Source organism: Pseudomonas sp. HR96 (assembly GCF_034059295.1).
Taxonomy (GTDB): Bacteria; Pseudomonadota; Gammaproteobacteria; order Pseudomonadales; family Pseudomonadaceae; genus Aquipseudomonas.
The window spans coordinates 3,729,889-3,755,907 of the sequence record NZ_CP139141.1 but is presented as its reverse complement, the minus strand read 5'-3'; the positions used below and the strand labels follow the sequence as shown (position 1 = coordinate 3,755,907).

The following is a 26,019-nucleotide window of genomic DNA, read 5'->3' as shown; positions in this document are numbered from 1 at the left end:
AAATTAATTGCTTGAGTCGTTCACGAAAACGAAACCATGTTACCGACCCTCGACATCGAGCTGGTGCGCACCTTCCACGCCGTGGCGCGCATCGGCAAGTTCCGCGCAGCGGCCCAGTACCTGCACAAGAGCCCGGCCGCCATCAGCGTGCATATCCAGCGCCTGGAGGCCGTCGCCGGCGGCCGCCTGCTGGAGCGCGACAACCAGGCGGTCAGCGTCACCGCCCTGGGCGAACGCCTGCTGGCGGCCACCGCCGAGCTGCTGCACACCCACGACCGCATCGTCGCCGACCTGCACGGCGCGCAGCTGGCTGGGCGGATCAAACTCGGGGTGCCGGACGAATACGCCGCCCACGTGATTGGCGACATCCTGCCGCTGTTCGCCGCCCATTGGCCGGCGGTGATTCTTGAAGTCACCACCGCGCCCAGCTATTCGCTGCGCGAGCAGGTGCTGGGCGGCAAGCTGGACATGGTGGTCATGGCGCGGCCCCGTCAGGACGCCAGCGAGGCGGCCCAGGTGCTGTGCGCCGCCGCGCCGGTGTGGGTCGCCGCACTGGCCGGCCAGGCCGAGCACCAACGGCCGTTGCCCCTGGCCCTGTACGGCGCCGACTGCCCATACCGACGCGCCATGCTGCAGGCCCTGCAAAGCGCTGGCCGGGAATGGCGGGTGGTGCTCGACAGCCCGTCCAGCCAGGCCATCGGCGCCTGCGTCGAGGCCGGCCTGGCCGTCGGCCTGATGGACCGCGCCTACGTCAGCCCGCGCATGCGCCTGCTGGACGGGCTGCCCGCCATCGCCGAGCACGAAGTGGTGTTGCTGCGTGCGCCCTCGGGGGTGGATCAAGCCTGCGAACGGCTGGCCGAAGCGATCGGCCAGCATTTTCGGCTTTAGCCCTAGGACATATCACACTGGCCCGAGCTTATCCAAAAGTGTATTGGCCGTGGTATGGAGGTTGCGGGCTGCGTTTATTTGGCTTGCGGATTCTTTTCGTAACTCGTGGTAATTAGGCGTTGCCGTTGAAGCGAGATAACTAATTTTGCTCGTAGGAAAGTTTACCTCTTTTTGTAGGATCTTTCTGATTGTCTGTTTGGGTGCTGAAAACTTATAGGGGCAGGGGTATGGTGCTGTCTTCGTAGTTCTGGCGACAACGCTCATGGTGTCTGACTGCATAATTCATCGCTGACCGCCGCCGGCAATCTTCGGTAAGTCAAAAGGCAGCATCCCGGTGCATCGGCGTTGAAATCTGGTAATTATTGACGGGAAGATAGTGGTCAGGCAATCCAGGAACTCTCCGCCGCCATCTACAAATCCTGTGGTTACCGAATTTTGACAGGCACCTATAAAGGTTGATGGTCGAATGATTAGCTTTTTCAGTTGGATAAGCCGCAGGGGCCCAACCGTCCTCGCATCAGGATGTATTATTGGTATCCTGGCGCCGCCCATGGCAGATTTGGCAAGACCTTTTTTACCCCTGATGGTTTTTGTTTTTGTCTTGGGGACGTTGCTGCGAGTAGAAACCAATTTGTTTTGGCGAGCAGCCAGAGACTTGAAGATATCTATCGCTTTTCCCCTGGTTATGGTAGTCGGATATCCGGTAGCATTTGGCATGCTCTGTATGATTGTTACGGGGGAGTGGGAGCTGTCGATGGCGGTTGCCTTGGCTTACGCATCTCCGCCTGCAAGTGGCAATGCTGCAGTATGTAGAATGTTGGGGCTTGATCCGTCAATGTCATTGGTGACCTCGCTCAGTTCCATGCTATTAGTGCCACTCACGGCACCGCTTTTGGTGACTTTTTTGGCAGCGGAACTGGATGTGGTGATTGATCCGCTGGCATTGGGCTTGAAACTTGCTTTTCTGCTTGTAGCTGCTCAAGCCATAGCTTGGTTGACGCGCAAATTTGCGTTTCGGATTGTGCAGAGTTATCCATTCGTGATTGATGGCGGAATAGTCTGTGCATTATTTGTATTCGCTCTCGGCACAATGGCTGGGCTGCAAGCGGCCATTCTTTCTGATCCTTTATGGGTGCTGGCTCTAGTAGGCGTCGCGTACTTTTTAAATGCATTATCCCAAGTATTGATGTGCTTGGTCTATCCGGGGGATTTTTGCCAAAGATTAACTATGGGGTTAAATGCTGGTAATCGTAATGTCGGTCTGCTCTGGTCGGTTTTAGGTGCGTCGCTTTCACCTGGCATGGCGTTATTTTTTGCGTGTAGCCAAATTCCTATCCATACTATGCCGAAAATATTGCAGTACTTGATGCCCATTTTAGAGCGAAGATTGAAGAAGACGTGAAATGAGGGAAGAGTTTTCGAATTCAAACCAGCCAAAATGGGTGCCAGCGGTGCAGCGAGCGCTGTTTGTACATCTTTGAGATAGCTTGCAGCCTGCGAACGGCTGGCCGAAGCGATCGGCCAGCATTTTCGGCTTTAGCCGCGCAGGATCACGGCGGCGGCATCCGGCGCCTTCTGCGTGGCGAAGGAGGCGGTGATCTGCCACCGGGCGATGTCGATCACCACCACCTTGTTGCTCTCCAGCGACGCATACACCGTATGGCCGTCAGGTGACAGGTTGAGCCCGGGGGCGGCGGCCTCCAGCGGCAGGTGCGCGGCCTCGGCCAGGGTGTCGGCCTGCAGCAGGCTGAGGCTCTTGTCGGCCTGGTTGGCGACGATCAGCCGGCCGTCCGCCAGGGCCACTACCCGCACCGCTTCGCCGCGCAGCTTGACCTGCCTGATGGGGCGCAAGGTGGCGGCTTCGAACACGTGCAGCACGCCCTGGAAGCGGTCGATGGCGTAGAAGGTCTGCTCGTCGACGCTCAGGCAGCAACCCTCGGGCGCCTGGCCCAGCAGCTGCTTGACCGGGGTGAAGGTGGGGTCCTGGGGGTCGAGCATGATGACCATGCCCGAGAGGGTATCGGCCACGTAGGCGCGGTGGCCGTCGCGGGTCAGCGCGAAGTAGTGGCTGCGGGTGCCGCCCACCGGGACGATCTGGCTGGGGTACTCGTCCTGCGACGGGTTGTCGAAGCGGATCATCACCGAGTCGGTTTCGCTGAGCACATACAGGCGCCCGGCGGCGTCCATGCGGATGCCATGCAGGCGGTGGTAGGGCGTCAGGTCAAGGGTGCGCACCAGCTTGCGCGCCACCAGGTCGATCACGTACACCAGATGCCCACCGTCACCGGGCGCCAGCCATTTCTCCATGCCGTACTGCGCCACGTAGGCGTAGCGGTGCTGGGCGTCGGCGACGATTTCGTGGGGTTGGGTGGCCAGGGCGATATGCGCCAACGGCTGGCCGTCGGGCAGTTGGTAGAAGCTGATGCCCGGCGCTTCCTTTTCCACCAGCACCAGTTCATTGCTGGGGCGGCTGTCGGCGAATACGCGGGGTACGAGGGGCAAGGCACTGCTGACGGCAATCATCTGCAGGACGTGGCGGCGGTTGAATGGGGTCATGACATAGTCCTTGAAAAGGGTCTCGAAGGCTCTGCACCGGCTCTTTTGAGAGCACGGGGCAGGGCAGAACGTTCAGGCGGGTCATGCATTGGTTGGCGGGGCCAGGGTGGGCGTGAGTCAGGGGGTTGTGGAGCACGGCGGCCTCGGCCGTTGCGATTGGCAGCCATTTTTCTCATCTGCCATGCCGGTTAGTGCCCGGTATGGCTATGATCGCTGATGCCAACCCTGCCGAGGTCATCGCTTTGCCCACCGCGCACACCCGTATCGTCCCCCTCGTTGTAGCCTGCCCGCTGTTCCTGCAGAACCTCGACACTTCGGTGATGGCCACGGCGCTGCCGTCGATCGCCGCTTCGCTTGACGTGCACATCCTCGACCTCAACCTGGCGGTGACCGCCTATCTGCTGAGCCTGGCGATCTTTTTGCCGATCAGCGGCTGGCTGGCCGACCGCTTCGGCGCGCGGCGCATGTTCTGTGTGGCGATTGCTCTGTTTTCGCTGGGCTCGGCGCTGTGCGGGCTGGCTGGCTCGTTGCCGGCGCTGGTGGCGTGGCGCTTGTTGCAGGGGGTGGGCGGGGCCATGATGTTGCCGGTCGGGCGCCTCATTCTGTTGCGCTCGGTGCCCCCGGCGCAGATCGTCAACGCCATGGTCTGGTTCACCGTGCCGGGTGCCATCGGCCGGCTGGCCGGGCCGTTCTTTGGCGGGGCGGTGGTGACGGTCGCCTCCTGGCACTGGATATTTCTGGTGAACATCCCCTTTGGCCTGTTGGGGGTGGTGATGGCCCTGACCTTTATCGACAAGGACCTGCCCAGCGGCCCGCGGCGCCGTTTCGATGCCCTGGGTTTCGTCTTGCTGGCACTGGGCCTGGCCGCGCTGATTGGCGCCCTGGAAACCACCGGCAAAGGCCTGTTGCCCTGGCCGGTGATGCTCGCCGGCGCGACGCTGGGGGTGTGCGCCTTGCTCGGGTATGGCTGGCACAGCCGGCGCAGCGTGCACCCGCTGATCGACTTGGGGATATTCCGCTTGAGCAGCTACCGCGCCGCCGTGCTGGGCGGCATGCCGCTGCGCATCGCCATCGGCGCTTCGCCGTTCATGCTGCCGCTGCTGCTACAGGTCGGCTTCGGCCTGTCGCCGTTGCAGTCGGGGCTACTCACCATGGCCACGGCGGTCGGCTCGCTGAGCACCCGTACGGTAGTGGCGCGGGCGATTCGGGCGGTGGGCTTCAAGACCTTGCTGGTCGGCTCGGCGAGCTTGTCGAGCCTGTTCTACATGGGCTACGGCTTCTTTACCGCAGCCACGCCGCACGTGGCGATCTTCTGCGTGCTGCTGCTCGGCGGCCTGTGCAACTCGATGGCCATGGTCTCGCTGAACACCTTGGGTTTCACTCAGGTGCCCCCTGACCGCACCAGCCACGCGACCACCGCTTCGAGCATGGCCCAGCAGTTGTCGGTGTGCCTGGGCGTGGTGCTCGGCGCCACCTTGCTGGCGTTGATTGGCGCCTGGCACGGCGACGCCGGCGGGCCGTTGCAGGCGCGCGACTTCACCCCCGCGTTCATTGTGGTGGGGTGCGTCACCTTGCTCTCGGTGGCATGGTTCCGCCGCCTGCGGGCGGACGAAGGCGACGAGTTTCGCGGGGTGTAGGCAGGCTTCGAGCCGCCCGGGGGGGCAAGCCCCCGATCGGTCGAGCGTGATGGGCTAGAGCGACGTCGGCACCGAGGATTCCACCAGCGCGGTGGCCACCTCCAGCTGGTAGATGGCCGAGCGCGCCAAGGGGCGATATTCCACCGGGCAGATTTCGGCCATTTCACAGAGGGTAGCGGCGGTGCCGGCGAGCACTTCGCAGGCCTGGGTCAGCGCCACCTCGGTGGGAATGCCGGCCTGTACGGCGAACAGGGTCTGGCCGGTGTAGCCACGGCCGAAGGGGGTCGAGTGGGTGAAGGTGGGGGTTTTCGGGCCTGGCTTGGAATCGTCTGAACTGTCCATGGGCATACTCCAGAGCAATCATGGAGCCGCCTGCCCGCAACAGGTGGGTGGCGGCTGTGCACGGGTTAGTCGACCGGCGTGTACTACCAATAGCCCGGCAGGGCCGAAGCCCTCCCATGCACAGCTGCCATAGTGACCCGACGGGAGAAGCACACCCGCCGGGCCAGTCTGGGGCTTGATAGAACACTGAGCGGGCGACTAAACCCGGCCGCCGAAAATCAGCGACCGAGGGAAACTATCCCATCACCCGGGCAGCAACAAGCGCGGCGGGAGGGTAAGGCACACTTTCAGAAAGGTCCTACAGGCGTGCGTCTGAATTTCCTACAAGCCCCGTGCCCAGTGGCCAGTTCAGGCCCCGAATCCGCCGTCGATGGTCAGGTTGGCGCCGGTGATGTAGGCGGCCTGGGGGCTGGCGAGGTACGCCACGAAGCCGGCGATTTCCTCGGCGGTGCCGTAGCGGTCCAGCGCCATCAGGCCGAGCATGCCAGGCGCCATTTCGCCGTCGGCCGGGTTCATGTCGGTGTCCACCGGGCCCGGCTGCACGTTGTTGACGGTAATGCCCCGAGGGCCGAGGTCGCGGGCCATGCCCTTGGCCAGCCCGGTCAGCGCCGACTTGCTCATGGCGTAGGTGGCGCCGCCGGCGAACGGCATGCGCTCGGCGTTGGTGCTGCTGATATTGATGATGCGCCCGCCGTCGCCCATGTGCGGCAACACCGCTTGGCTGGCGACGAACACGCTGCGCACATTGATGGCCAGGGTACGGTCGAAGTCGGCCAGGGGCAGCTCGGCCACCGAGCCCAAGGCCAGCACGCCGGCATTGTTGACCAGGATATCGATGCGGCCGAACGCTTGCGCGGTGCTGGCCACGGCCTGTTGCACGGCCTGGGCATCGGCGCTGTCGGCCTGCAGGGCCAGGGCGCGGCCCCCGGCTTCGACGATTTGCGCCTGCAGGGCTTGGGCCTTGGCCGCCGAGCTGACGTAGGTGAAGGCGACGCTGGCGCCATCGGCGACCAGGCGCTGGACGATGGCCGCGCCAATGCCGCGCGAGCCGCCCTGAACCAGGGCAACCTTGCCGGCGAGTGGGGTAGGGTTGGACATGATAAGAGTTCCTGAGCTGAACAGGGCGGTGTGCCCTGGGATGGAAGGAAGTATCCGCTGTGGATTACCTATCGTGTAGACCAGTAATGGCATAGGCTGAGTAAACCCGCAGTTTATAATCCGCAGCCTTTGCCGGTGGAGCAGGCCCATGGAAACCTTTGGCAGCATAGAAAGCTTCATTCGCAGTGCCGAAGCCGGCAGCTTCGCCGAGGCCGCCCGGCGCCTGAGCCTGACCCCGGCGGCGGTGGGCAAGAACGTCGCCGGGCTGGAGGCGCGCCTGGGCGTGCGGCTGTTCCAGCGTAGCACCCGGCGCCTGACCTTGACCGAGGCGGGGCGGCGTTTTCTCGACGAGGTGGCCGGCAGCTTTGCCATCATCCAGAACGCCGTGGCCAACCTGGCCAGCGCCGAGGGCCAGCCGGCCGGCACGCTCAAGGTGAGCATGGGCGTGGTCTTCGGCCGCCTGTACATCGTGCCGCTGCTGGCCGACTTTGTGCAGCGTTACCCGGCCATCGTCGCCGACTGGCATTTCGACAACCGCCAGGTCGACCTGATCGGCCAGGGCTTCGACGCCGCCATCGGCGGTGGCTTCGAGCTGCCGCCGGGGGTGGTCGCGCGCAAGCTGGCGCCGGCCCACCGGGTGCTGGTGGCCGCGCCCGGGTACTTGCAGGCACGCGCGCCGCTGCACCACCCCGACGATCTGCATGCGCTGGACGGCATCCTGATACGTTCGCCGCAGACCGGCCGCGTGCGCCAATGGCCGCTGACCCACCGCAGCCAGGAACAATGCGCGTTGCAGCTCAAGCCGCGCATGACCATGAGCGACTCGGAGGCAGCCTGCTCAGCCGCCGAACAGGGCCTGGGCGTGGCCCTGGTGAGCCTGCCGTTCGCCGTGCCGTACCTTGAGCAGCAGCGCCTGGTGCGGGTGCTGCCGGACTGGTATGTGGATGACGGCAACATTTCCCTGTACTACGCCGAGCACAAGCTGCTGCCGGGCAAGACCCGGGCGTTCGTCGACTTCGTCATCGAGCGGTTTCGCGAGCAGGGGTTGATGCAGCGGTTCAATGCGCTCCAGGGCCCGTAAGCCCTCACCGATGGCCGCCGACGGTACGCGAGGGACTTAGACCCCTGGCGGCATCACCCCCATGAAATGCCCCAGATGGCCCATCTGCGCCCGGGCCATCTGGGCGCCGGTCTGGGTGCGCGCACCCAGCGCCCGGGCGCGGTGCAGGAATGCGGTCACGGCCGGTGAAGTGACCACATCGGCCACCAGGCAACCCTGCGTCAAGGTCGCCAGCATCGCCTCGGACAGGGGCAGTTCACCGCCGTTGCCCATGCCCACCGGGGAGGCGTTGGCCACTAGCGCAAAGTCTGCCAGCGAAGCGTACTCATGCAGGATCTCGGTCGCGGGAAACGTCCCGCGCAACGAATCGCCCAAGGCCCGCGCGCGGGCGGCGTCGACATCGGTGATCACCAACCGGGCCAGGCCGGCCTCGCATAACGCGCAACCGATTGCACTGCCGACGCCTCCGGCGCCGAGCACCAGGGCATTGCCCCCGGCCGGCACAAAGCCGTGCTGGCGAGCGGCGCCGAGAAAGCCCTCGCCGTCGACGTTATCACCGCACAAGGTGCCGTCGGCCTCGCGGCGGATGACGTTGACCGAGCCGAGCAATTGCGCCCGGGCACTGAGCTGGTCGAGCTGCCCGGCCAGCAGCTGTTTATAGGGCACGGTGACCACGCAACCGCGCAGGTTCTGCCAGCCGCGCAGCAGGCCGATGAAGGCGGGCAGGCTGTCGGCGCGCAGGTCGATGGGCAGCATGGCCAGGTCCAGCCCGTGGTCCTGGAACCAGGTGTTGAAATTGAGTGGCGATTTCACCTGGACGATCGGCGAGCCGACGATCGCCACCAGTTGCGTTGTGCCGTCGAGCATGGCGCCTCCTGTGTGCGAATGAAGCATTACCAATAGCACGGGCCGTGAGGCAGCGCACCTTGAGCTTCGCCAGGCAACCGCACCCTTCAGACAAATCGCCAGTGGCCGATAGAGGCCGTGCCGACGAAAGGGATCGATAGTTAATTGACGTCAGAATGATGGCTACCTAATATCGCGGCCGTTGAAATGTAACCAAATGTAAATATTCGCCCCGCAGCGGTACGGTACCCAACGATGTGTTCAATGTGGAAAAGGATGTCCTTGCAGCGCCTCGCCCTGGCTTTCGCCCTGGCCGCGGCCATGCCCCTGGCCCAGGCGGCCGGCAGCCCTACGCCGGGCGATCAGGACCTGATTCGCGAGCGTCAGGACCGCTTGCTCGAAGACCAGCGCAAGCGGCTCGATGACCTGCAGAACCTGCCGGCCCCCAGCCCCGAGCAGCCCGCCCCGGCAGCGCCGGCGAGCTCGCGTTGTTTCACCATCGATACCATCGAGCTCAAGGGCGCCGACCATCTGCCGGACGGTGACCGCGAGCGGTTGCTGGCCCCCTACCTGCATCAATGCCTGGGCGTGGCCCAACTCAACGAAGTGCTCAAGGTCATCACCGACCGCTATATAGCCCTGGGCCTGGTGACCAGCCGTGCCTACCTGCCGCCGCAGGATCTGGCCCACGGCCACCTGCTGGTACAAGTGGTGGAAGGCCACCTGCAAAGCCTCAAGCCGGGGCAGGGCAGCGGCCTGTCGCAGCGCGAGCTGGACATGGGCTTTCCCGACCGCGCCGGCGAGCTGCTCGACCTGCGCGCGGTCGAGCAGCTGGTCGACCAGCTCAACCGCCTGCCCTCCAACCAGGCGCAGATGGCGCTGGTGCCCGGGCAGACCGTCGGCAGCACCGACGTGGTGGTCAACAACACCGCGCGCAAGCCCTGGCGGGTGGCGCTGTCGCGCAGCAACGACGGCCAGAAGAGCTCCGGCGAACAGCAGTGGGGCACGCGCCTGGACTGGGACAGCCCGCTGGGCCTGGCCGACCAGTTGGGTATCAACGGCGGCCAGGACGCCCACGCCGACGACCAGCACAACTCGCACAACGCCGGCCTGAACTACAACCTGCCCTGGGGCTGGTGGAACTTCAACTATGCCTACAACCGCAGCGATTACCGCGCGCTGGCCCAGGCCAACAGCTTTGATTTCAAGCAGAGGGGCGACAGCACCACCCACCAGCTCAAGGCCGAGCGGGTGGTGTACCGCGACACCCTGAGCAAGACCTCGTTGAGCCTGGGCCTGTCGCATCTGACGAGCAACAACTACGTGGCGGGCAGCCGCCTGGACAACAGCAGCAACCGCATCACCGAGCTGCAATACGGCGTGAACCATGGCCGGCGCCTCGGCGGGGCCTTTCTCAACCTCGACCTGGGCCTGCAGCAAGGCATCGGCGCCCTCGGTGCCCAGGGCGAGCACGATCCCGGGCCGGCCGACCCCACCGCGCGCTACACCAAGTACACCGCCACGGTCAGCTATCTGCAGCCGTTCAAGCTATGGGGCGAGGCGTTCAGTTTCAGCAGCCTGGCCACCGGGCAGCACAGTGAAGACGTGCTGTTCAGCCCCCAGCGCATGAGCCTGGGCGGCGAGTCGTCCATTCGTGGTTACAAGGACCAGTTCCTCACCGGTGACAGCGGCGGCTACTGGCGCAACGACCTGCGCTGGACCCGGCCCGTGGCCTGGAACTGGCTGCAGCCGGTGTTCAGCGAATACGGCAGCGGCATCGGCTATGACCAGGGCGTGATCAGTGACGTCGCGCACGCGGGCAGCGAACACGGGCGGGTCTCCAGTGATTCGCTGGAGCTGTTCGCCCGCGGCCGCCACCTGAGCTTCAGCCTGACCCTGGCCCATTCGCTGGAACGCCCGGCCGCCCTGCGGGACAGCGAGGCACCGGTGTACCTGCGCGTCGAATTTCTTCTTTAAAAGCTTGCGAGACCTTGCACATGGACGTACGCCAACTGGCCTTGCTGGCCCGCCAACCCTCGGCCCGCCTTCAGCCTCGCGAGCACTTCTGGGGCCTGCCCAAGCGCGGCCTGGCGCTGATTCTGGCCAATGCGCTGTTCTGGCAACCGCTCTGGGCCCAGGCCGGCGGCGTGGTGGTGAGCGGGCCGGGGACCACGCTCGGCAGCGCCGGCAACGGCGTGCCGATCGTCAACATCGCCGCGCCCAACGCCGCCGGCCTGTCGCATAACCAGTACAGCGACTACAACGTCGGCAGCAACGGCCTGATCCTCAACAACGCCAACGGCAGCACCCAGAGCACCCAGTTGGGCGGCATCATCGTCGGCAACCCCAACCTCAAGGGCCAGGCGGCCGCCAGCACCATTGTCAACGAGGTCACCGGCAACAACCGCAGCCAGCTCAACGGCTACACCGAAGTGGCCGGCCAGGCCGCCCATGTCATCGTCGCCAACCCCTACGGCATCACCTGCAACGGCTGCGGCTTCATCAACACCCCGCGCGCCACCCTGACCACCGGCAAAACCGTGCTCGACGCCGCCGGGCGCCTGGACCACTACCAGGTCGACGGCGGTGACGTGGCCATCGAAGGCGCCGGCATCAACGCCGGCAACGTCGACAGCTTCGAAGTCATCACCCGCTCGGCGCGCATCAATGCGCAGATCAACGCCAACCGGCTCAGCGTGGTGGCGGGGCGCAACGACGTCGACGCCAGCAGCCTGCAGGCCACCCCGCGCGCCGACGACGGCAGCGCCAAGCCGACCCTGGCCATCGACTCCACGGCCCTTGGCGGCATGTACGCCGGGGCGATCAAGCTGGTGGGCACCGAGGCCGGGGTCGGCGTGAAGGTGGCGGGCAACCTTGCCGCCAGCGCCGGCGACATCCAGCTCGATGCCAATGGGCACCTGGAGGTGGCCCAGGCTGCCGCCAGCGGCGCGGTGCGCATCACCGCGCAAAGCGTCACCACCCAGGGCCCGGTGTATGCCGGCAGCCAATTGGCGGTGACCACCCGCGGCGACCTGGCCAACAGCCAGAACCTCGCCGCCCGGGACAGCATCACCCTCAGCGCCGGCGGCCAGCTTAGCAACAGCGGCATCATCGAAGCCGGGGTCAATGCCGACAACAGCCGCAACGCCAGCGGTGATGTGAGCCTTGCTGCGCAGACATTGAGCAACACGGCCAGCGTGATTGCCAGCCGCAAGCTCAACACCCAGGTGACGCACACGCTGAGCAACCACGGCGGTACCCTGAGCGCCAGGCAACAGCTGCAAGTGACGGCCGACACCCTGGACAACCGCAACGGCGGCCGGGTGCTGAGCACCGGCGCGCTGGGCATCAATGCCAATCAATTGCTCAACGCTCAAGGCGGCTTGATCACCAGCAACGGTACGCTGACCGCCCAGGCCGGCTACGTGAACAACAACGCCGGCGAGCTCTCCAGCCAGGCTGATGTCGGCCTCGCCCTGGGGTCTCTGGACGGCGTCGCCGGTCTGGTCAGCGCAGGCGGGGGGCTGAGCATCACGGCCTCAGGCGTCGTCAACAATCAAGGCGGTCGCCTGGCCGCTCAGGGTCCTCTGAGCGTGGCGAGCGCCAATCTTATCAATCGCGGCGGGATGATCTCCGGCGCGGCCAATGTCGCGCTGAGTGGCCAGCAATTGGACAACAGCCAGAATGGCAAGGTATTGGCCGGTACGGCGTTGGCCTTGACGGTTGCGCAGGTGAACAATCAGGCCGGCGGTCTGCTGTCCAGCGATGGCGTACTGAGTGTCAATACAGGCGTCTTCGACAACAGCGCAGGCACGGTCACCAGTGCTGGCCCCCTGTCGGTAGTGCTCCCGGGCGCCTTGCTCAACGTGGGTGGTTCCATCACCACCGACCAGGGTTTGACGCTGAGCACTGGCAGCCTCGACAACCAGCAGCAAGGCCACCTTTCCGGGAAAGGCGCGACGCAGGTGACCACGGGCCGTTTCGACAACGGCCAGGGCGGCAGCCTCACCAGCGGCAGCACCCTCAATCTGTTCGCCGGCCAGGTCAACAACGGCAGCGCTGGCCGCATCGCCAGCGATGGGGCACTGACGGCCAGTGTGACAGGCCTGGATCAACAGGGCGGACAGCTCTTCAGCAATGCCAGCCTCAGCCTCGATCTCAACCACGGCCTGTTGAACAACAGCGGCCTGATCAATGCCCCGGGTGCCCTGCGCCTCGACAATTTGGGGGTGGTGCTCAACCACAACGGCGAAATCTCCAGCAGCCAGGCCTTCGCCCTGGCCGCGCAAAGCATGGACAACAGCGGCGGCAAGGTCATCAGCGACAGCGACCTGACCCTGCAGGTGGCCCAATCCCTGAACAACAGCAGCGGCCTGCTCTCCGGTGCCACGCTGAGCAGCCGTAGCGACAACCTGGACAATACTTCCGGGAGCTTGAACAGCCTGGGCGCCACCGACCTCGGCATTGCTCGAGCTTTCACCAACCAGGGTGGCACGCTGGTGAGCAATGGGGGCTTGCAGCTGGACGCTGCCACCCTGGACAACAGCAATGGCTCGATATCCGCCAAAAGCGACATCCAGGCCACAGTGGCCAGCCTCATCAACCACAACGGTCAGCTGATCGCCAGTGGCGGCATGCATTGGCAAGGTACCTCGCTGGACAACCGCCAGAACGGGCTGATAGGTGCCGTCAACGGTCTTGCCGTTACTGTCGACAGCGTCGACAACCGCGGCGGTGAGCTCTCCAGCAATACCGATCTGCACATGCACAGTCACACGCTGGATAACAGCGACGGCGGACTGGTGATTGCCAGCCAGGGCTTGCAATTGAACGTCGATCAGGCGCTGAACCGCAATGCCGGTCAGCTCACCGGCAAAGCCAGCCTGGAGCTCACAGGCCAGAGCCTGGACAACAGCGGGGGTACGCTGTCGAGCTTGCGCGACCTGCAAGTCTCTTTGACCGGCGACCTGCAAAACAGCCAGGGCTTGCTCAGCAGCGAAGGCACCTTGGGCCTCAATGCCGCGAGCCTGGCCAACCGCCAAGGCAGCCTGTCCAGCGCTGGTCCGTTGCGGGTCGCCACCACGGGCGCCGTGGATAACCAGGGCGGTCAGTTGGTCACCGACGCCGACCTGGATCTGCACAGCCTGAGCCTGGACAACAGCCATGCCGGCCGCCTCAGTGCCCGCGGGCCGATGAGCTTGAGCACCGGTACGCTCGACAATAGCCAGAACGGCAACATCAGCAGCAGCGACGCGCTCGACCTGAGCGCAGGCCAGGTAAACAACAACATTGGCCAGATCGCTAGCCAGAACGCCCTGGTGGCCACGGTGACCGGTCTCGACCAGGCCGGGGGCAAGCTCTTCAGCAACACTGCCCTGAGCCTGGACCTCGATCACGGCCAGCTCGATAACCCGAATGGTTTGATCAACGCCCCGGTGCTGGTCCTGAACCACCTTGGCGGCGTCAACAACGCCTCGGGCGAAATCTCCAGCGCCCAGGGGTTCACCTTCAGTGCCGCGAGCCTGACCAACGACAACGGCAAATTGCTCTCCAATCAGGCCCTGACCGTGTGGGTCAACCAGGCCATCAGCAACCTCAACGGCACTATCGCTGCTGCGGCATTGCAGGTTCAGGCAGGCAGCTTCGCCAACACGGGCGGCACCCTGAACAGCCGGGGCGACCTCGGTCTGAGCGTGGGTGGTGCCCTTATCAACAACAGCCAGGGGCTAATCAACGCCAGTGGCAACCTAGCCATCAATGCCATCAGCCTCGACAACAGCAACGGCGGCAACTTGCTGGGCAGCGGCATCGCTTTGGACTTCGGCGCCGCCACCGGTGACTTGAACAATAGCAACGGCCTGATCTCCACCCAAGGCCAACTGACCCTCAACCACCTGCGCGACCTCGACAACCAGCACGGTGTGCTCTCCAGCACCCAGCGCCTGAACCTGGTGGCGCGCGACATCGACAACAGCGCCGGGCAACTGGTCAGTGACAACCTGCTGACCCTCGCGGTCACCCGCCTGGTCAACCCCGCCGGGCTGGTGTCCGGCTGGCAAGGCGTGACCATCAGCGCCAGCAGCCTGGACAACCATGGCAGCGGCACCGTCTCCAGCCGTTACGGCAACGTCACCGTCAGCGTTGACGGGGACCTGCTCAACGGCAGCAATGGCGCACTGGTGAGTCAAGGTGCGCTGACGGTTACTGCCAACGACCTCGACAACAGCGCCGGCATTCTGTCCAGCGGCACGGGCCAAACCCTCACCGTCGCCAACCTGCTGAACAACGGCCAAGGCGGCCTGATCGACAGCGGCGCCAACCTGACCTTGCACGCCCTGGACCTGAGCAACGTCGCCGGCACCCTCACAGCGCAACAAGCGTTCAATTTCACCGGCGCCACCCTCGACAACACCGGCGGCAGCGTCGCCGCCAACGGCGCGGGCACCCTCAACCTGTTGGGCGTTCTGACCAACAGCAGCGGCAAGCTGGCTACCGGCGCGGCGCTGTTGATCCAGGGTGCGACCCAGATCAACAACCACAATGGACAGCTCGCCAGCCAGAACCTCTTGACTTTGCTCACTGGCGGCCTCGACAACAGCCAGGGCGGGACCGTCGCAGCCAATGGCTTGCTGGCCATTAACGCCACGGGCCTGGTGCAGAACGGTGGCGATGGTCTGATCTACAGCCAGAACGCCGGCGTGCAACTACAAGCGGCAAGCCTGGACAACAGCCATGGCACGCTGCAAAGCCAGGGCGCGCTGACGGTCGCTGCCAATGGCGATATCGACAACCAGAGCGGCACTGTCCTGGCTCAAACCGGGGCGTTGACCATCAATGCCGCCAACCTCGACAGCCGCGGCGGCACTTTGGCCAGTCTGCAATCGGCCTTCAGCGCTCATCTCACTGGCGTGCTGAAAAATGGCTATGACCTGAGCAACAACAACCGCAAAGGCAACCTTCAGGCCAGGAGCCTCGACCTCAGCAGCACCGCCCTGGACAACGACGGCGGCCGTATCGCGGCGACGACGGGCGACGCGGTGATTCACACCGGGGATTTCAACAATCAGAACGGTGGGTTGTATGCCGCAGGCAAGGTCAGCGTCTCCGCTCATGACTTCGATAACAGCGGCAGCGCCGATGGCCAGATTGGTGGGCAGCAGATCGACCTGAGCCTCGGCGGCGCGCTAAACAATGAAAACGGCCTCGTCGAAAGTACCAGCAGCTTGAGCATCAGCGCGGCGAGTGTCGATAACCAGACGGGCAAATTGCGCGCGCTTGGCAGCACTGACACGACGCAGCTGCAGATCGCCGGGCTCTTTGACAACCGCAATGGCACCCTCGAAACCGCCAATAGCAACCTGGCCCTGAGCGCTGGCAACCTGCTCAATGCGGGCGGCAGCGTGCTGCACGTGGGGACCGGCACTTTCGGCCTGTCCACCGCCAATGTCATGAACGCAGGCGGCAGCCTGGTGACGCGCGGTGCGCTGACATTGAACGCCGACAGCTGGACCAACAGCAGCGTGATCCAGGCCGGCAGCCTCAACGTCAACGTCAATCAGTTCACGCAGACGGACAGCGGCCAGCTGCTCACGGCGAGCACCTTTATCGGCACCGGCACCAACTGGGTCAACAACGGGCTGATCGCCAGCGACGGCACAGCCAATTTGAATCTGACCGGCACGTACTCCGGCAACGGTCGTGTGACCAGCCTTGGTCCGCTTGGGCTCACCGCCAATCAGCTGGCCCTCGGTTCGGCCGCCAGCGTCGCCGGAGGCGCACGCACCGACATCAACATCGCCGGGCAGCTGAGCAACGCCGGCCGCCTGACGTCGAGCAGCGACTTGTTCGTCAATGCAGGGAGCGTGAGCAACTCGGGCACCTTGGGTGCCGGGCGCAATTTCACCCTGAGCGCTTCGACCCTGACCAACAACCAGGGCCTGCTGTTCAGCGGCGCCGACACCCAGCTGAACGTGGGCAGCTTCACCAATCAAGGCGGCAATCTGTATGCCCTGGGTGCCGTAGCCATCGGTGGTTATGCCGGCGCGGCGCGCAGTGCGGCGGTCTACAACATCTCTGGCTCGATGCAGAGCGGCGGTACGTTTGCGCTGAACGCCGATGTATTCGAGAACCGTACCCAAGGTGGGCAGACGGGCGGGGATATGCAGTTGCTGTCGGGTTATATCGCCGATATCTGCAACGACTGCAAAGGTGACAACTACACCATCACTTTCGCTGCCGTGGAGGACTTTCAAAGCACCGACAACGATACCAGCGCCTCGTCGCAGCTCTCGGCCGGAACCGATTTCACGTTCAAGGGCGGCTCCTTCCTAAACAGTAAAAGCACCATCGCCGCTGGTGGCTCGATTAACATTCAGGCTGACACGGTGCAGAACGTCGGCTCCACGAGTGGCACTGTAGAGCGGACCCGTACATGGCTGTTGCGGGATCTGGACCATGACTACGCCGGCGGGCTGATGGCCGGCGTGGTCGTGCCGTACAACCAACGGAACAACCCGGACTTTCCTTATACCTATTACCTCGACCTTGACGGCGGGATTCATAAAGCCTTGGCAAAGTCCGTTCGATACAAGGACGGTGGCCGCGACGGGGCAATTCATGAAGTGGTATCCCTCGTCAACTCTGATACGGGCGGTTCGGTTGTTACACAGGGCGATTACAACATCGTGCTGACCGGCCTTGGCTACAAATTCGAGAACAGCGTTACTTCTCAGTACGACCCCAACAACTTGCTGCAAGTCCCGACCGAACTGAGCCAATACACCCCCGTCAGCGACGTCGAAGTCGTCAAGGACAATACCGGCGCCGCCAGTACCGGCACCATCCGCAATGCCGTCATACAGGCCGCCGGCAGCGTCAGCATCAGTGCCAGCGAAAACCTGCAGAACAGCGTTATCCACGAAGGCCTGGCTTACAACACCGGTACCAATATCAGTACCGACACTCACGCCTCTGGCAGCGGCAAAACGGTCGTTGTGCGGCTTAACTCACAATTGCCTCCCGATCTCGCTCAGCAGCAGGTCGACCCATTGACGCTGCCCGGCTTCAGCCTGCCGACGGGCCAGAATGGCCTGTTTCGCTTGAGCGGGCAGGGCGTCTCAGGCAGCGCCTCTGGCAGCGTCGCACAGAACTGGACTCTCAGCAGCGGCCAACTGACCGGCGCCACGCTCTTGCAGAACGTGCCTGTTGCGCAGGCGCGTACCTTGCTGGCGGGAAGTGCCGGGCAAACCACTGCCTCGGACACTCGGTTGGGAGCGATCGCGCCATCTGCCGCAGGCAATGCGGCGGGCAATTTCGTGCAAACCTCCGTCGTCGGTCAGACCCTCGCCCGCGTGCAAGGCCTGCCGGACAGCAGCAGCCAGAGTCAGCCACAGAAGTACCTGGTCGAAACCAATCCGGTGCTGACCAACCTCAAGCAGTTCATGAGCTCGGACTACATGCTGTCCGCGCTGGGCTACAACCCGGACGCCAGTGAAAAACGCCTCGGCGACGGCCTGTACGAACAGACCCTGATCAACCAAGCCATCACTGCACGCACCGGCCAGCACTATATTGACGGTGAGACCAGCGACGCTGCGCAGTTCAAATACCTGATGGACAACGGCATCGCCGCCCAGCAGCAACTGAACCTTACCGTCGGTACGGCGCTGAGCGCCGAACAGGTCGCCGCCCTGACCCACGACATCGTCTGGATGCAGAGTGAGGTGGTCGATGGCCAGACCGTACTGGTGCCCGTGGTGTACCTGGCCCAGGCCAGCGGTCGGCTCGGCCCCACTGGCGCACTGATCGCCGGCAGCGACGTCAACCTCGCCGCCGGACAAAGCCTGACCAATACCGGCACCCTCAGTGCCAGCAACAACCTCACCGCCAGCGCCGGTACCGATCTGACCAACAGCGGCCTGATCTCTGCGGGCAATCGCCTGTCCGTACTGGCGGGCGACAGTGTCACCAACCAGGCCGGCGGCATCATTGCCGGGCGCGACGTCAGCGTCAGCACCGCCACGGGCGACGTCATCAACAACCGCAGCCTGACCGCCCTCGACAGTACCCTGGCCGGCACCCTGCACAAGGACACCGCAGACAGCGCTGCACGCATCGAAGCCGCCAACGACCTGACCGTCTCGGCCGGCCGTGACATCGCCAACACCGGCAGCGTGCTGCAAAGCGGGCGTGACCTGACCCTGACTGCCGGACGCGACATCGACCTGAGCTCGGCGCAGTTGAGCAACAGCCTCTATTACGACGCCCGGCACAACCAGAGCGATGTGACGCAACTGACCGGCACGGTCAGCAGCGGTCGTGACTTGAGCGCGCAGAGCGGACGCGACATCAACATCATCGCCAGCCAGATCAGCGCCCAGCGCGACGTAGCGCTGTCGGCCACGGAAAACCTGACCGTGAGCTCGGCGGCGGATGAAACCCATTCCCTGTCCCGGAGCAAGAAACTCACCACTGAAGAGGACCACGTCAGCCAGGTGCAGAGCTCTATTGCTGCGGTCGGCAACGTGGGCCTCAGCGCAGGGCAGGACCTTGCCTTGGTCTCGAGTAAGGTAGAGGCGGGCGGCGACGCTTACCTTGTTGCAGGCGGCAAATTGGACGTGCTGGCGGCACAGAACACGGACTACTCGCTGTACGACAAGAACAAGAAAGGCTCGTTTGGGGCCAAGCAGACTAAGCATGATGAAGTGACCCAAGACACCAATGTGGGCAGCCAGATCACTTCAGGCAGCGATACCGTGCTGGTCAGCGGAGGCGACCAGCACTATCAGGCAGCGAAACTGGACAGCGGGAACAATCTGACCATCAGCAGTGGTGGACTGGTTGATTTCGAAGGGGTGAAGGATCTTCACCAGGAAACGCATAGCAAAAGCAACACAAGCCTGGCCTGGAACTCGATGTCGGGGAAGGGCAGTACGGATGAAACGCTGCAACAGACACAAATGATCGCCAAAGGCAAAACGGTGATCAGCGCAGTGAACGGCTTGAACATCGATGTCAAGCAGGTCAATCAGGAAACGGTCAGCCAAGTGGTAGACACCATGGTCCAGGTTGATCCGAGCTTGAGCTGGCTGAAGGATGCCGAGGCGCGGGGGGATGTGAACTGGCAGCGTGTTCAGGAGATCCATGACTCGTACAAGTATTCCAACTCGGGCTTAGGTACCGGGGCGCAGTTGGCACTGGCTATCGTAATCGCGGCATTTACCGGTGGAGCAGGTGCAAGCCTTGTAGGTGCCAGTGGTGGCACCTTCCTGGCGGGTTTCGCCAATGCTGCGGTGGTCAGCCTTGAAGTGAGCGCTGCTAACAGCGCTATCAGCAATAGAGGCGATCCGGTCGCTACTGTAAAAGACACGCTGAACAAGGCCAGCCTCGAAGGGGCCGCTATCTCTGGGCTTACGGCCGGGTTCATCAACTACGCCAGTTCATCCTGGTTCGGTGGCAGCGTGGACTCGGTCACCGGAAAGGTCACGGGCGCAGGGCTTGTCCCAAGCTTTGCAGACCCGGCATCGCTCGCCAGGTTTTCCGCCATACAGCTGGCCAGCGGGGCGGTCAACGGGGCGTTGTCAACGGCGACAGGCACAGGCTCCTTCAAGGACGCCATGCTCGGAAGCGTTTTTACCGTGCTGGAAGCCTCCGCTTTCAACGCAGCAGGCGACCTGGGGCAAAAACTGAATCTCGATGACGGCAGCCTCGGCAAGATTGCCATTCACGCAATCGTGGGTGGCGTTTTATCGGAAGCCATGGGCGGCGATTTCAAGACTGGGGCAATCGCGGCGGGCGCCAATGAAGCGCTTGTCGATTATCTGGATAAAAGCGACTTTTTGAAGGGTGGTAGTGACAGCGAGCATCAGCGTTTGGTCAATGCCGCGTCCAAGCTGGTGGGTTTGATCACGGCAGCTGCGGACGGCGGTAACCTGGCGGTGGCCTCGGAGATCACTGGGAATGCGCAGTCCTACAACCGGCAGCTACACGTTATTGAACAGAAGATGCTGCAGGACAGCGCAAGCAAGCTCGATCAGAGCGGCCCAAGCCGGTCCAGCCTGCCGTGGGAAACCTTGCTGGCTTATGAAGCAGGTGCGTCGGTCGATGACGCGGACGCAGCTGAGTTAAAAAGCATCCTGGGCAACGTCAACGATACCAACCCTGAAAAAGCCAACCTTCTGGATGACTTGCAAAAGGCCAACGATGTCATCACGGGGATCAAGAACGAAAAGATCGCTCTCACCTGGGAGGATGGTACGCCGATAATTGCACACGGCGATCCGGTGTACGCATTTACGTCGTCGGACGCCCAGGCCGCAGACGGTACCCTATTCAATACCAGCGCTGGGTACTCCGCCTACACCTCGGACGGAACGCCGTCGCTGTCTATTGATTGGGTCAAGCAGTTCGGTGCGGACGCTGCGTGGCAGCATCAGGGCGAGATCGGTAATATCGCTACATCCAAAGATTCCGACCAGTATCAACGGTTGTCGACGGCTCTGGGCGGAGGAGTAGTACCCGTTGCGCCGGAGCTTGATTTGGCGCTAGCATTTGCTGGCGGGGGGATCGGGGGAAACATAGCTAAGGCTCTGCTAGAGGTATTTGGAGCTAAGAGAGCAGCTAGTTTAGTCGGTAGAGAAACGGCGGAAATATCAGGCGCAAAAGGCATTGATAACATTTTTGCCTCCGGTCGCACGCCAAAAGCAAGTGAGTTAAAGGAGTACGCGGAGGCTCAAGGCTGGAAGCCCTCTCAGACCGATGGTGGCCCCCTCAAATACGTTGACGAGAGTGGCATTCCTCGTGTGACAATCAAACAAGGCAGCTCGCGCGCGCCAGGAAGTTCTGATCCACATGTTGAGTTTAAAGATGCTACAGGCCAAAGAACTGACGCCTTTGGTAATCCTGTAACTAGGAAAAGCCCAGACAATCACACCTCAATTGACTTCGATCTGTGAGAATCGATATGAACTATTATGAAATTCTATCCCTCTCAAATTTTTATTTCGAAGATAGCTACGTTTTGTCGATTGATGAGTCGGCAGGATCACTTGTTTTTGAACTGGATGCTATTCTTACTAAGAATCACCCGCAATATGAAAAGCCGAAAAATGGAGAGCAGTATTGCTATCGCAATGTTTTGTTGCGGTTTTTTAATATGGACTCTATCGAATGGGTTGACAAAAGACTCACAGGGTTTGTAGATAGTACAGGTGGTCTGGACTATGGAAATATAGACAGTTTTGTTAAAGTTGATGGTGCTTATACTCTATTTGGCGATTGGGGGCGGGTCATGATTCGGGGCGGAGGGGTAGAAGCGGTTATTACTAATTAGTTGGCGCAAAAGAGGCTGGTGCGGCTGGCAAGGTAGTAGATGATATACCGGCAACACTTCCCTGTATTGCTCAAAGAACGGGTATGATGTAGTTAATGACCGAATTGGCGAAGTCGTACAGATAAGCGGCAAAAATGACCCGGGGTGGATTCCTGATAGTCGAATTCAGTGAGAGTGAAAATGATCATTGATCTTCAGCAGCGCTACGACTCGTCCGATGACTTCTTCAACCTTAGTGGAAGCGTTACGATGAAAATCTCAGCCGATGCAGCAGTTGCTATTTGTGAACGCGCGGCACAGCGCGGTTTAGTGATTGCTCGCATCGAAGGAGGCATTTGGCGTGCTCCTGGATTTGAGGCTCGGTTGGATTGTATTTGGGACGGAGTTGAGCCCCCCTGTCGATCGGAAAATGGCCGAAGTGAACAATCGTGTAGCGGCCGAATTCGTGGTGCGGAAAAGGCTGTCCATGATGTCTACGTTCTCACGGCGCCTCGTATGTCGGGATGGTAAGCACTCGGCGTTTGCTGGCCGCAAGGAACACTTGAAGGTGTCCTCGAGCCAAATGGCGGCGGCCTCGACGTCGCGAGCCTGGATCAGGTCCGGCAAGGCCGGCAGGCCATCTTCATGCTCGAGCGGGGTCACCCGCTCGCGCGACTGATGAGGCGGGTTACGTGGTGTAAGTAATAGGGAGAATCCAGAGATTCTCTCTAAAGTTCATCGGTGCAAAAGCGACAGCAGGTGCTTCTGTTGATGGCGCAGGCGGTATTTCGGTTGCGCCTAGAACGATCCTGTATAAACCAAGGGCTCTGTTGTTTTGCAAGGTGACGCCCCTTTATGCGGACCAGCCTGCGCAGCAATGACAATTACTGACAAAACGGGTACGGCCATTAGCCTTGACAATGCAATTGGAAGCTTTGTAAACGGGGTCAGGCCGACTGGTGTCAACACTCTGGAATTATCAGATGTGATATCTAATGCGGGGGTTGCACATACTGTAAACACTACAATGCTACCTGAGCAGTTAAACAAAGCGCTGCAAGAAGGAGCAAGCGTTATCGTTCAGGTTCCCGCCGGCCAGGGAAAACATTTTATTATTGTTGATGGTGTTAAGTCTGTTGATGGCGTAAGTTACTATATGGCACGCGACCCGTATGTCGGGCCGAGAGGTGTTCAGCAGGGGTTGTTAGATGGCGCAATTTCTACAGGCGTTAATGCCATCGTGATTGGGAAGTGACAATGAATATCGGTGATATTGTTGAGTTAGATGGCTGGCTGGTTATTATTGATTACAAGCTTTTTCTCATACCAGAGAGTTATTCAGAAAATTATGAAGAGGGTGAGAAAGTTGAGATATCTAAACCCGAAATAATATTTTATGTGATGGCTGAAATTCTTCCATTAGCAGGAGGAAAGAGCTTTATATTTCATAAGTCTAAGGTTTCAGGGAGCTTGATAAAGCTTTGGCCTATGAAGATTAAACCAACAGCTTTATCTATAGAGGAGAGAGGGCGTGGTTTTATTTTTGTAGACATTGAGGGTGATGTTGAAAAACATAAAGCTCGGTACGAAGACTTCCTAAAAAAGAGACATCATGTTAAGTCCGGTGACTGGCTAGATTGCTTGTAGGTGCAAAGCAACGGATGGAACTCCTAGCTTGGTACCTGTCGATGCCTGAAGGCCAGCGGATGCTATTGCACACGAAAACTGACAGTTACGAGGTGCTGGCGGCACAGGGCAAAACATGCGACGGGTGAGTTCAGCCTTGGGAAGCCGGTTGGGTCCCAAGGTGGGTCCTACGTCGGTGGAGCGCAGCAAATTGGTGGTCCAGAAGCTTTGGTTAATTGACGGAATTCAGATAATTAACTCAAGCCATCAAATAACAAAGCTAGATGATACTGACGCGATGGTTAAACGAATGATTTTATTCATCATATCAAAGGAAATGTTAATATCGCAGCAAGGTTGCTGAGTACGGCTTAGCCGGAATAGTAGCTTTTAGTTGAACTACTAGTCTTAAAGCAGTTGAACCTTACCGTCGGTACGACGTTGAGCGCCGAGCATGTCGCTGACCTGACCCACGACATCGTCTGGATGCAGAGTGAGGTGGTCGACGGCCAGACCGTACTGGTGCCCGTGGTGTACCTGGCCCAGGCCAGCGGTCGGCTCGGTCCCACTGGCGCACCTCAGGCTCGGCCTGCCAGGCCTCAGCCCGACAGGCACGAGGCACTATTGATCAAGATTTAACCAGTCGCATCACGGGTGCCATTCAAAATGGTCGGTTATTTCGGCCCGCCAGGATGTCCTGACTGGAGTTGGGGCACTTCCAGGATTTACCACCAGCTTGGCTAGCGCCGGGGTAGGCGCGATGGACGGCGCAGTCAACTTCATGAGCGACCCAGTGGGCAGCATGAAGGCGATGGGCGCATTCGTCACCTCGACTGAAGGGATCAAGATCTTCGGCGCCAATACGGCGGCCTTGCTGGGTACCCAGATCGATCAGATGACCACAGCGCTCACCGTGGGCGATGATGCCAATGCTCAACAGCTTGGGGAGCAGATGGGGTCTACCCTGGGGTTGGTCATCAGCATGATTGCCACCAGCGGTGAAGGCGCAGCGGCCGAAGCCCTATCGCTCTCGAAGATCGGCGTGGATGTCTCCAGCAGCTCTGTTAGCAAAATTGCGGAGGGCGTGAAGGCCAGCGATGTCGAGGCGAAGCTTGCGAAGGTAGCGCAGAGCAGCGTCTACAACGGGGACCTACCGGTCATTACGCCGGTGAAGCCAGCACCCTTACCCGCTGGGTACACCGAGGTGGCAGGGGGGGGCGCCAATGTATCGGTGCCTGTCGATCTGCCTGAAGGCTGGCGGATGGTACTCAACACCAAGAATGGCAGCTACGAGGTGCTGGCGGCTGACGGTGACGTTTATGTTGTAAGTGATGGTGTACTGAAACCTAAGGCTGGGGGTAATCTGGCGCAGCTGGCGGCAGCGGAAGCGGCTATTGCGGGTGCAAAAGACATTGTGAATGCCACTGAAGGTATTCCTGGTCGTGTACAGTCTCGTATAAACGTTGCTAACGGTCGTACAGAAACCACCCCTCTGCGGGACAATGGCAATCCAGTCTCTGCGGGGTTCGACCATGTTCTTGATGGCCATTTCGACAGAGAAATTTCCAACTCGCGTTCAGTATTTACGATTGCTCCAGATGAGTTGAAAGGGATTTTGCAGAGCAGTGATATTGTTAAGTCTCCAGTTATGGCACTACCAGATGGTCAGTTTGTTAGAACAGTTGACGTGGGGCGAGTGATTGGCACTACTAGCCTGAAGGATGGAGGCATCCCCACCTCTGTAATAAAAGTGTTCACCGACAAAGCCGGTAACCTGATCACAACCTTTCCAGTTAAGGCGGGTAATTGATGCGATCTCTCTCTCCAAAAGTTTGGCATGAGCTGCAATCGACTATGACGCTGTTGAGTGATAAGTCATCGCTGAGGGATATGCTCGAGGTAATTCTTATGTGGATAAGGCGCAATTATGAATATTTCTCTGTCGAGCCGTTCTCGGCCTATAGTTTCGATCAGCTTTCGAACGTAAAAGAGAAATTGATGCCCGTTGAGTTTTCGACTTTTAGACTTGGCGACATAGCTCATGTTAGAAAAGTAATTTTAGGCTATAAGGCCAACGACGTAGAGGCTATTGCGCGGCTCTTACGTGATACGATAGAGGAGTTGGTTACTATCGAGATTGATGAGCAATGCCCTAGGTGTGAATCTCCTGGTATGCGCATTTTTATAGGAAAGCAGAACGGATTGTTGGCTTTTCAGTGTAATGTATGTGGCCACTCCCATTACTCAGATGGATCTAAGGTCGAGATTGGGGGGTTAGATTTTGTGAGTGAGGTAAGGTTGCGAGAGTTTGGCTTGATTTAATGGTGCAAAAGGTAGCTCCGGGGCTGAGAGTGCTATCAATCAAGGCAGACTCAACTCTCAGCTCTTAGCTGAAGAGGTCGCAAGTGGACATGCTTTCCAAAAACATATGGTTGAGCGGCAGGAGTTTGCTGATCTTGGTATCAGCACAAAAAACCAGTTTCAGGATTTTGTTGAGAGCATCGTTTCTAACCCTGCGGTCGATCGTCGCCAATCCGTTGATGGAACGATGTACTATCTCGATAGCTCAACTAAGACTATTGTAATTCGAGGGCAGAGAGGTGAGGCTACCGCGTTCAGACCTGACCAGGGTGGTGTCGGTTGGGACAACTATATTA

16 protein-coding genes and 1 pseudogene are annotated in these 26,019 nt (G+C 60.9%); 13 read left to right on the top strand and 4 right to left on the bottom strand.

Translation table 11 applies throughout. From position 1 onward, the window contains the following. Nucleotides 1-36 precede the first annotated feature (36 nt). Together SFA35_RS16725 and SFA35_RS16720 are read left to right on the top strand one after the other, a co-directional pair. Nucleotides 37-888, top strand: coding sequence for a LysR family transcriptional regulator (locus SFA35_RS16725; protein ID WP_320571654.1), 852 nt, complete (start codon nucleotides 37-39; stop codon nucleotides 886-888). A 550-nt stretch (nucleotides 889-1,438) separates the two neighbouring features. Further along, the gene (locus SFA35_RS16720) at nucleotides 1,439-2,290 is read left to right on the top strand and encodes a hypothetical protein (RefSeq protein WP_320571653.1); all 852 of its coding nucleotides are present in this window, start codon (nucleotides 1,439-1,441) and stop codon (nucleotides 2,288-2,290) included. A gap of 134 nt (nucleotides 2,291-2,424) precedes the next feature. On the opposite strand, the gene SFA35_RS16715 is transcribed toward SFA35_RS16720, so the two are convergent. Then, nucleotides 2,425-3,444: a YncE family protein gene (locus SFA35_RS16715; protein WP_320571652.1), complete on the bottom strand. Its 1,020-nt coding sequence runs from the start codon at nucleotides 3,442-3,444 to the stop codon at nucleotides 2,425-2,427. A 200-nt stretch (nucleotides 3,445-3,644) separates the two neighbouring features. On the opposite strand from SFA35_RS16715, the gene SFA35_RS16710 reads away from it, so the two are divergent. Continuing rightward, on the top strand, nucleotides 3,645-5,081 hold the full coding sequence (locus tag SFA35_RS16710) for an MFS transporter (RefSeq protein WP_320571651.1): 1,437 nt from the start codon (nucleotides 3,645-3,647) through the stop codon (nucleotides 5,079-5,081). A 54-nt stretch (nucleotides 5,082-5,135) separates the two neighbouring features. Here the strand turns inward: SFA35_RS16710 and SFA35_RS16705 are convergent, their stop codons facing one another. Both SFA35_RS16705 and SFA35_RS16700 read right to left on the bottom strand, forming a co-directional pair. Further along, nucleotides 5,136-5,423: a DUF3077 domain-containing protein gene (locus SFA35_RS16705; protein WP_320571650.1), complete on the bottom strand. Its 288-nt coding sequence runs from the start codon at nucleotides 5,421-5,423 to the stop codon at nucleotides 5,136-5,138. A gap of 348 nt (nucleotides 5,424-5,771) precedes the next feature. Next, nucleotides 5,772-6,521, bottom strand: a complete 750-nt coding sequence (locus tag SFA35_RS16700) for a 3-oxoacyl-ACP reductase family protein (protein WP_320571649.1) — start codon at nucleotides 6,519-6,521, stop codon at nucleotides 5,772-5,774. Between the two features lie 148 nt (nucleotides 6,522-6,669). Between SFA35_RS16700 and SFA35_RS16695 the strand changes: the two genes are divergently transcribed. Then, on the top strand, nucleotides 6,670-7,602 hold the full coding sequence (locus SFA35_RS16695; protein WP_320571648.1) for a LysR family transcriptional regulator: 933 nt from the start codon (nucleotides 6,670-6,672) through the stop codon (nucleotides 7,600-7,602). Nucleotides 7,603-7,638: 36 nt separating this feature from the next. Here SFA35_RS16695 and SFA35_RS16690 read toward each other — a convergent pair whose 3' ends face one another. Next, on the bottom strand, nucleotides 7,639-8,448 hold the full coding sequence (locus SFA35_RS16690; protein WP_320571647.1) for a shikimate dehydrogenase: 810 nt from the start codon (nucleotides 8,446-8,448) through the stop codon (nucleotides 7,639-7,641). Between the two features lie 255 nt (nucleotides 8,449-8,703). Here SFA35_RS16690 and SFA35_RS16685 point away from each other — a divergent pair, with 255 nt between their 5' ends. The 9 genes and pseudogenes from SFA35_RS16685 to SFA35_RS16650 all read left to right on the top strand — a co-directional run bounded on the left by SFA35_RS16685 (nucleotide 8,704) and on the right by SFA35_RS16650 (nucleotide 25,172). Beyond that, a complete protein-coding gene (locus SFA35_RS16685; RefSeq protein WP_414058414.1) occupies nucleotides 8,704-10,404 on the top strand; it encodes a ShlB/FhaC/HecB family hemolysin secretion/activation protein in 1,701 nt (566 codons plus the stop codon). Between the two features lie 20 nt (nucleotides 10,405-10,424). Continuing rightward, a complete protein-coding gene (locus SFA35_RS16680) occupies nucleotides 10,425-21,380 on the top strand; it encodes a filamentous hemagglutinin N-terminal domain-containing protein (RefSeq protein ID WP_320571646.1) in 10,956 nt (3,651 codons plus the stop codon). Nucleotides 21,381-21,388: 8 nt separating this feature from the next. Continuing rightward, nucleotides 21,389-21,757 carry a hypothetical protein gene (locus SFA35_RS16675; protein WP_320571645.1) on the top strand — a complete coding sequence of 123 codons (369 nt, stop codon included), beginning with the start codon at nucleotides 21,389-21,391 and terminating at the stop codon, nucleotides 21,755-21,757. Between the two features lie 61 nt (nucleotides 21,758-21,818). Further along, nucleotides 21,819-21,929 (top strand): colicin E5-related ribonuclease, encoded by a 111-nt coding sequence (locus SFA35_RS26785; RefSeq protein ID WP_414058550.1) that lies wholly within the window; start codon nucleotides 21,819-21,821, stop codon nucleotides 21,927-21,929. Between the two features lie 8 nt (nucleotides 21,930-21,937). Further along, nucleotides 21,938-22,267: a colicin immunity protein gene (locus SFA35_RS16670; protein ID WP_320571644.1), complete on the top strand. Its 330-nt coding sequence runs from the start codon at nucleotides 21,938-21,940 to the stop codon at nucleotides 22,265-22,267. A gap of 346 nt (nucleotides 22,268-22,613) precedes the next feature. Then, nucleotides 22,614-22,991, top strand: coding sequence for a hypothetical protein (locus SFA35_RS16665; RefSeq protein ID WP_320571643.1), 378 nt, complete (start codon nucleotides 22,614-22,616; stop codon nucleotides 22,989-22,991). Nucleotides 22,992-22,993: 2 nt separating this feature from the next. Then, on the top strand, nucleotides 22,994-23,383 hold the full coding sequence (locus SFA35_RS16660) for a hypothetical protein (RefSeq protein ID WP_320571642.1): 390 nt from the start codon (nucleotides 22,994-22,996) through the stop codon (nucleotides 23,381-23,383). 390 nt (nucleotides 23,384-23,773) lie between these two features. Then, nucleotides 23,774-23,938 (top strand): annotated as a pseudogene (locus tag SFA35_RS16655) (S-layer family protein); the annotation flags it as partial. 184 nt (nucleotides 23,939-24,122) lie between these two features. Further along, nucleotides 24,123-25,172 (top strand): hypothetical protein, encoded by a 1,050-nt coding sequence (locus SFA35_RS16650; protein ID WP_320571640.1) that lies wholly within the window; start codon nucleotides 24,123-24,125, stop codon nucleotides 25,170-25,172. Nucleotides 25,173-26,019: the final 847 nt, after the last annotated feature.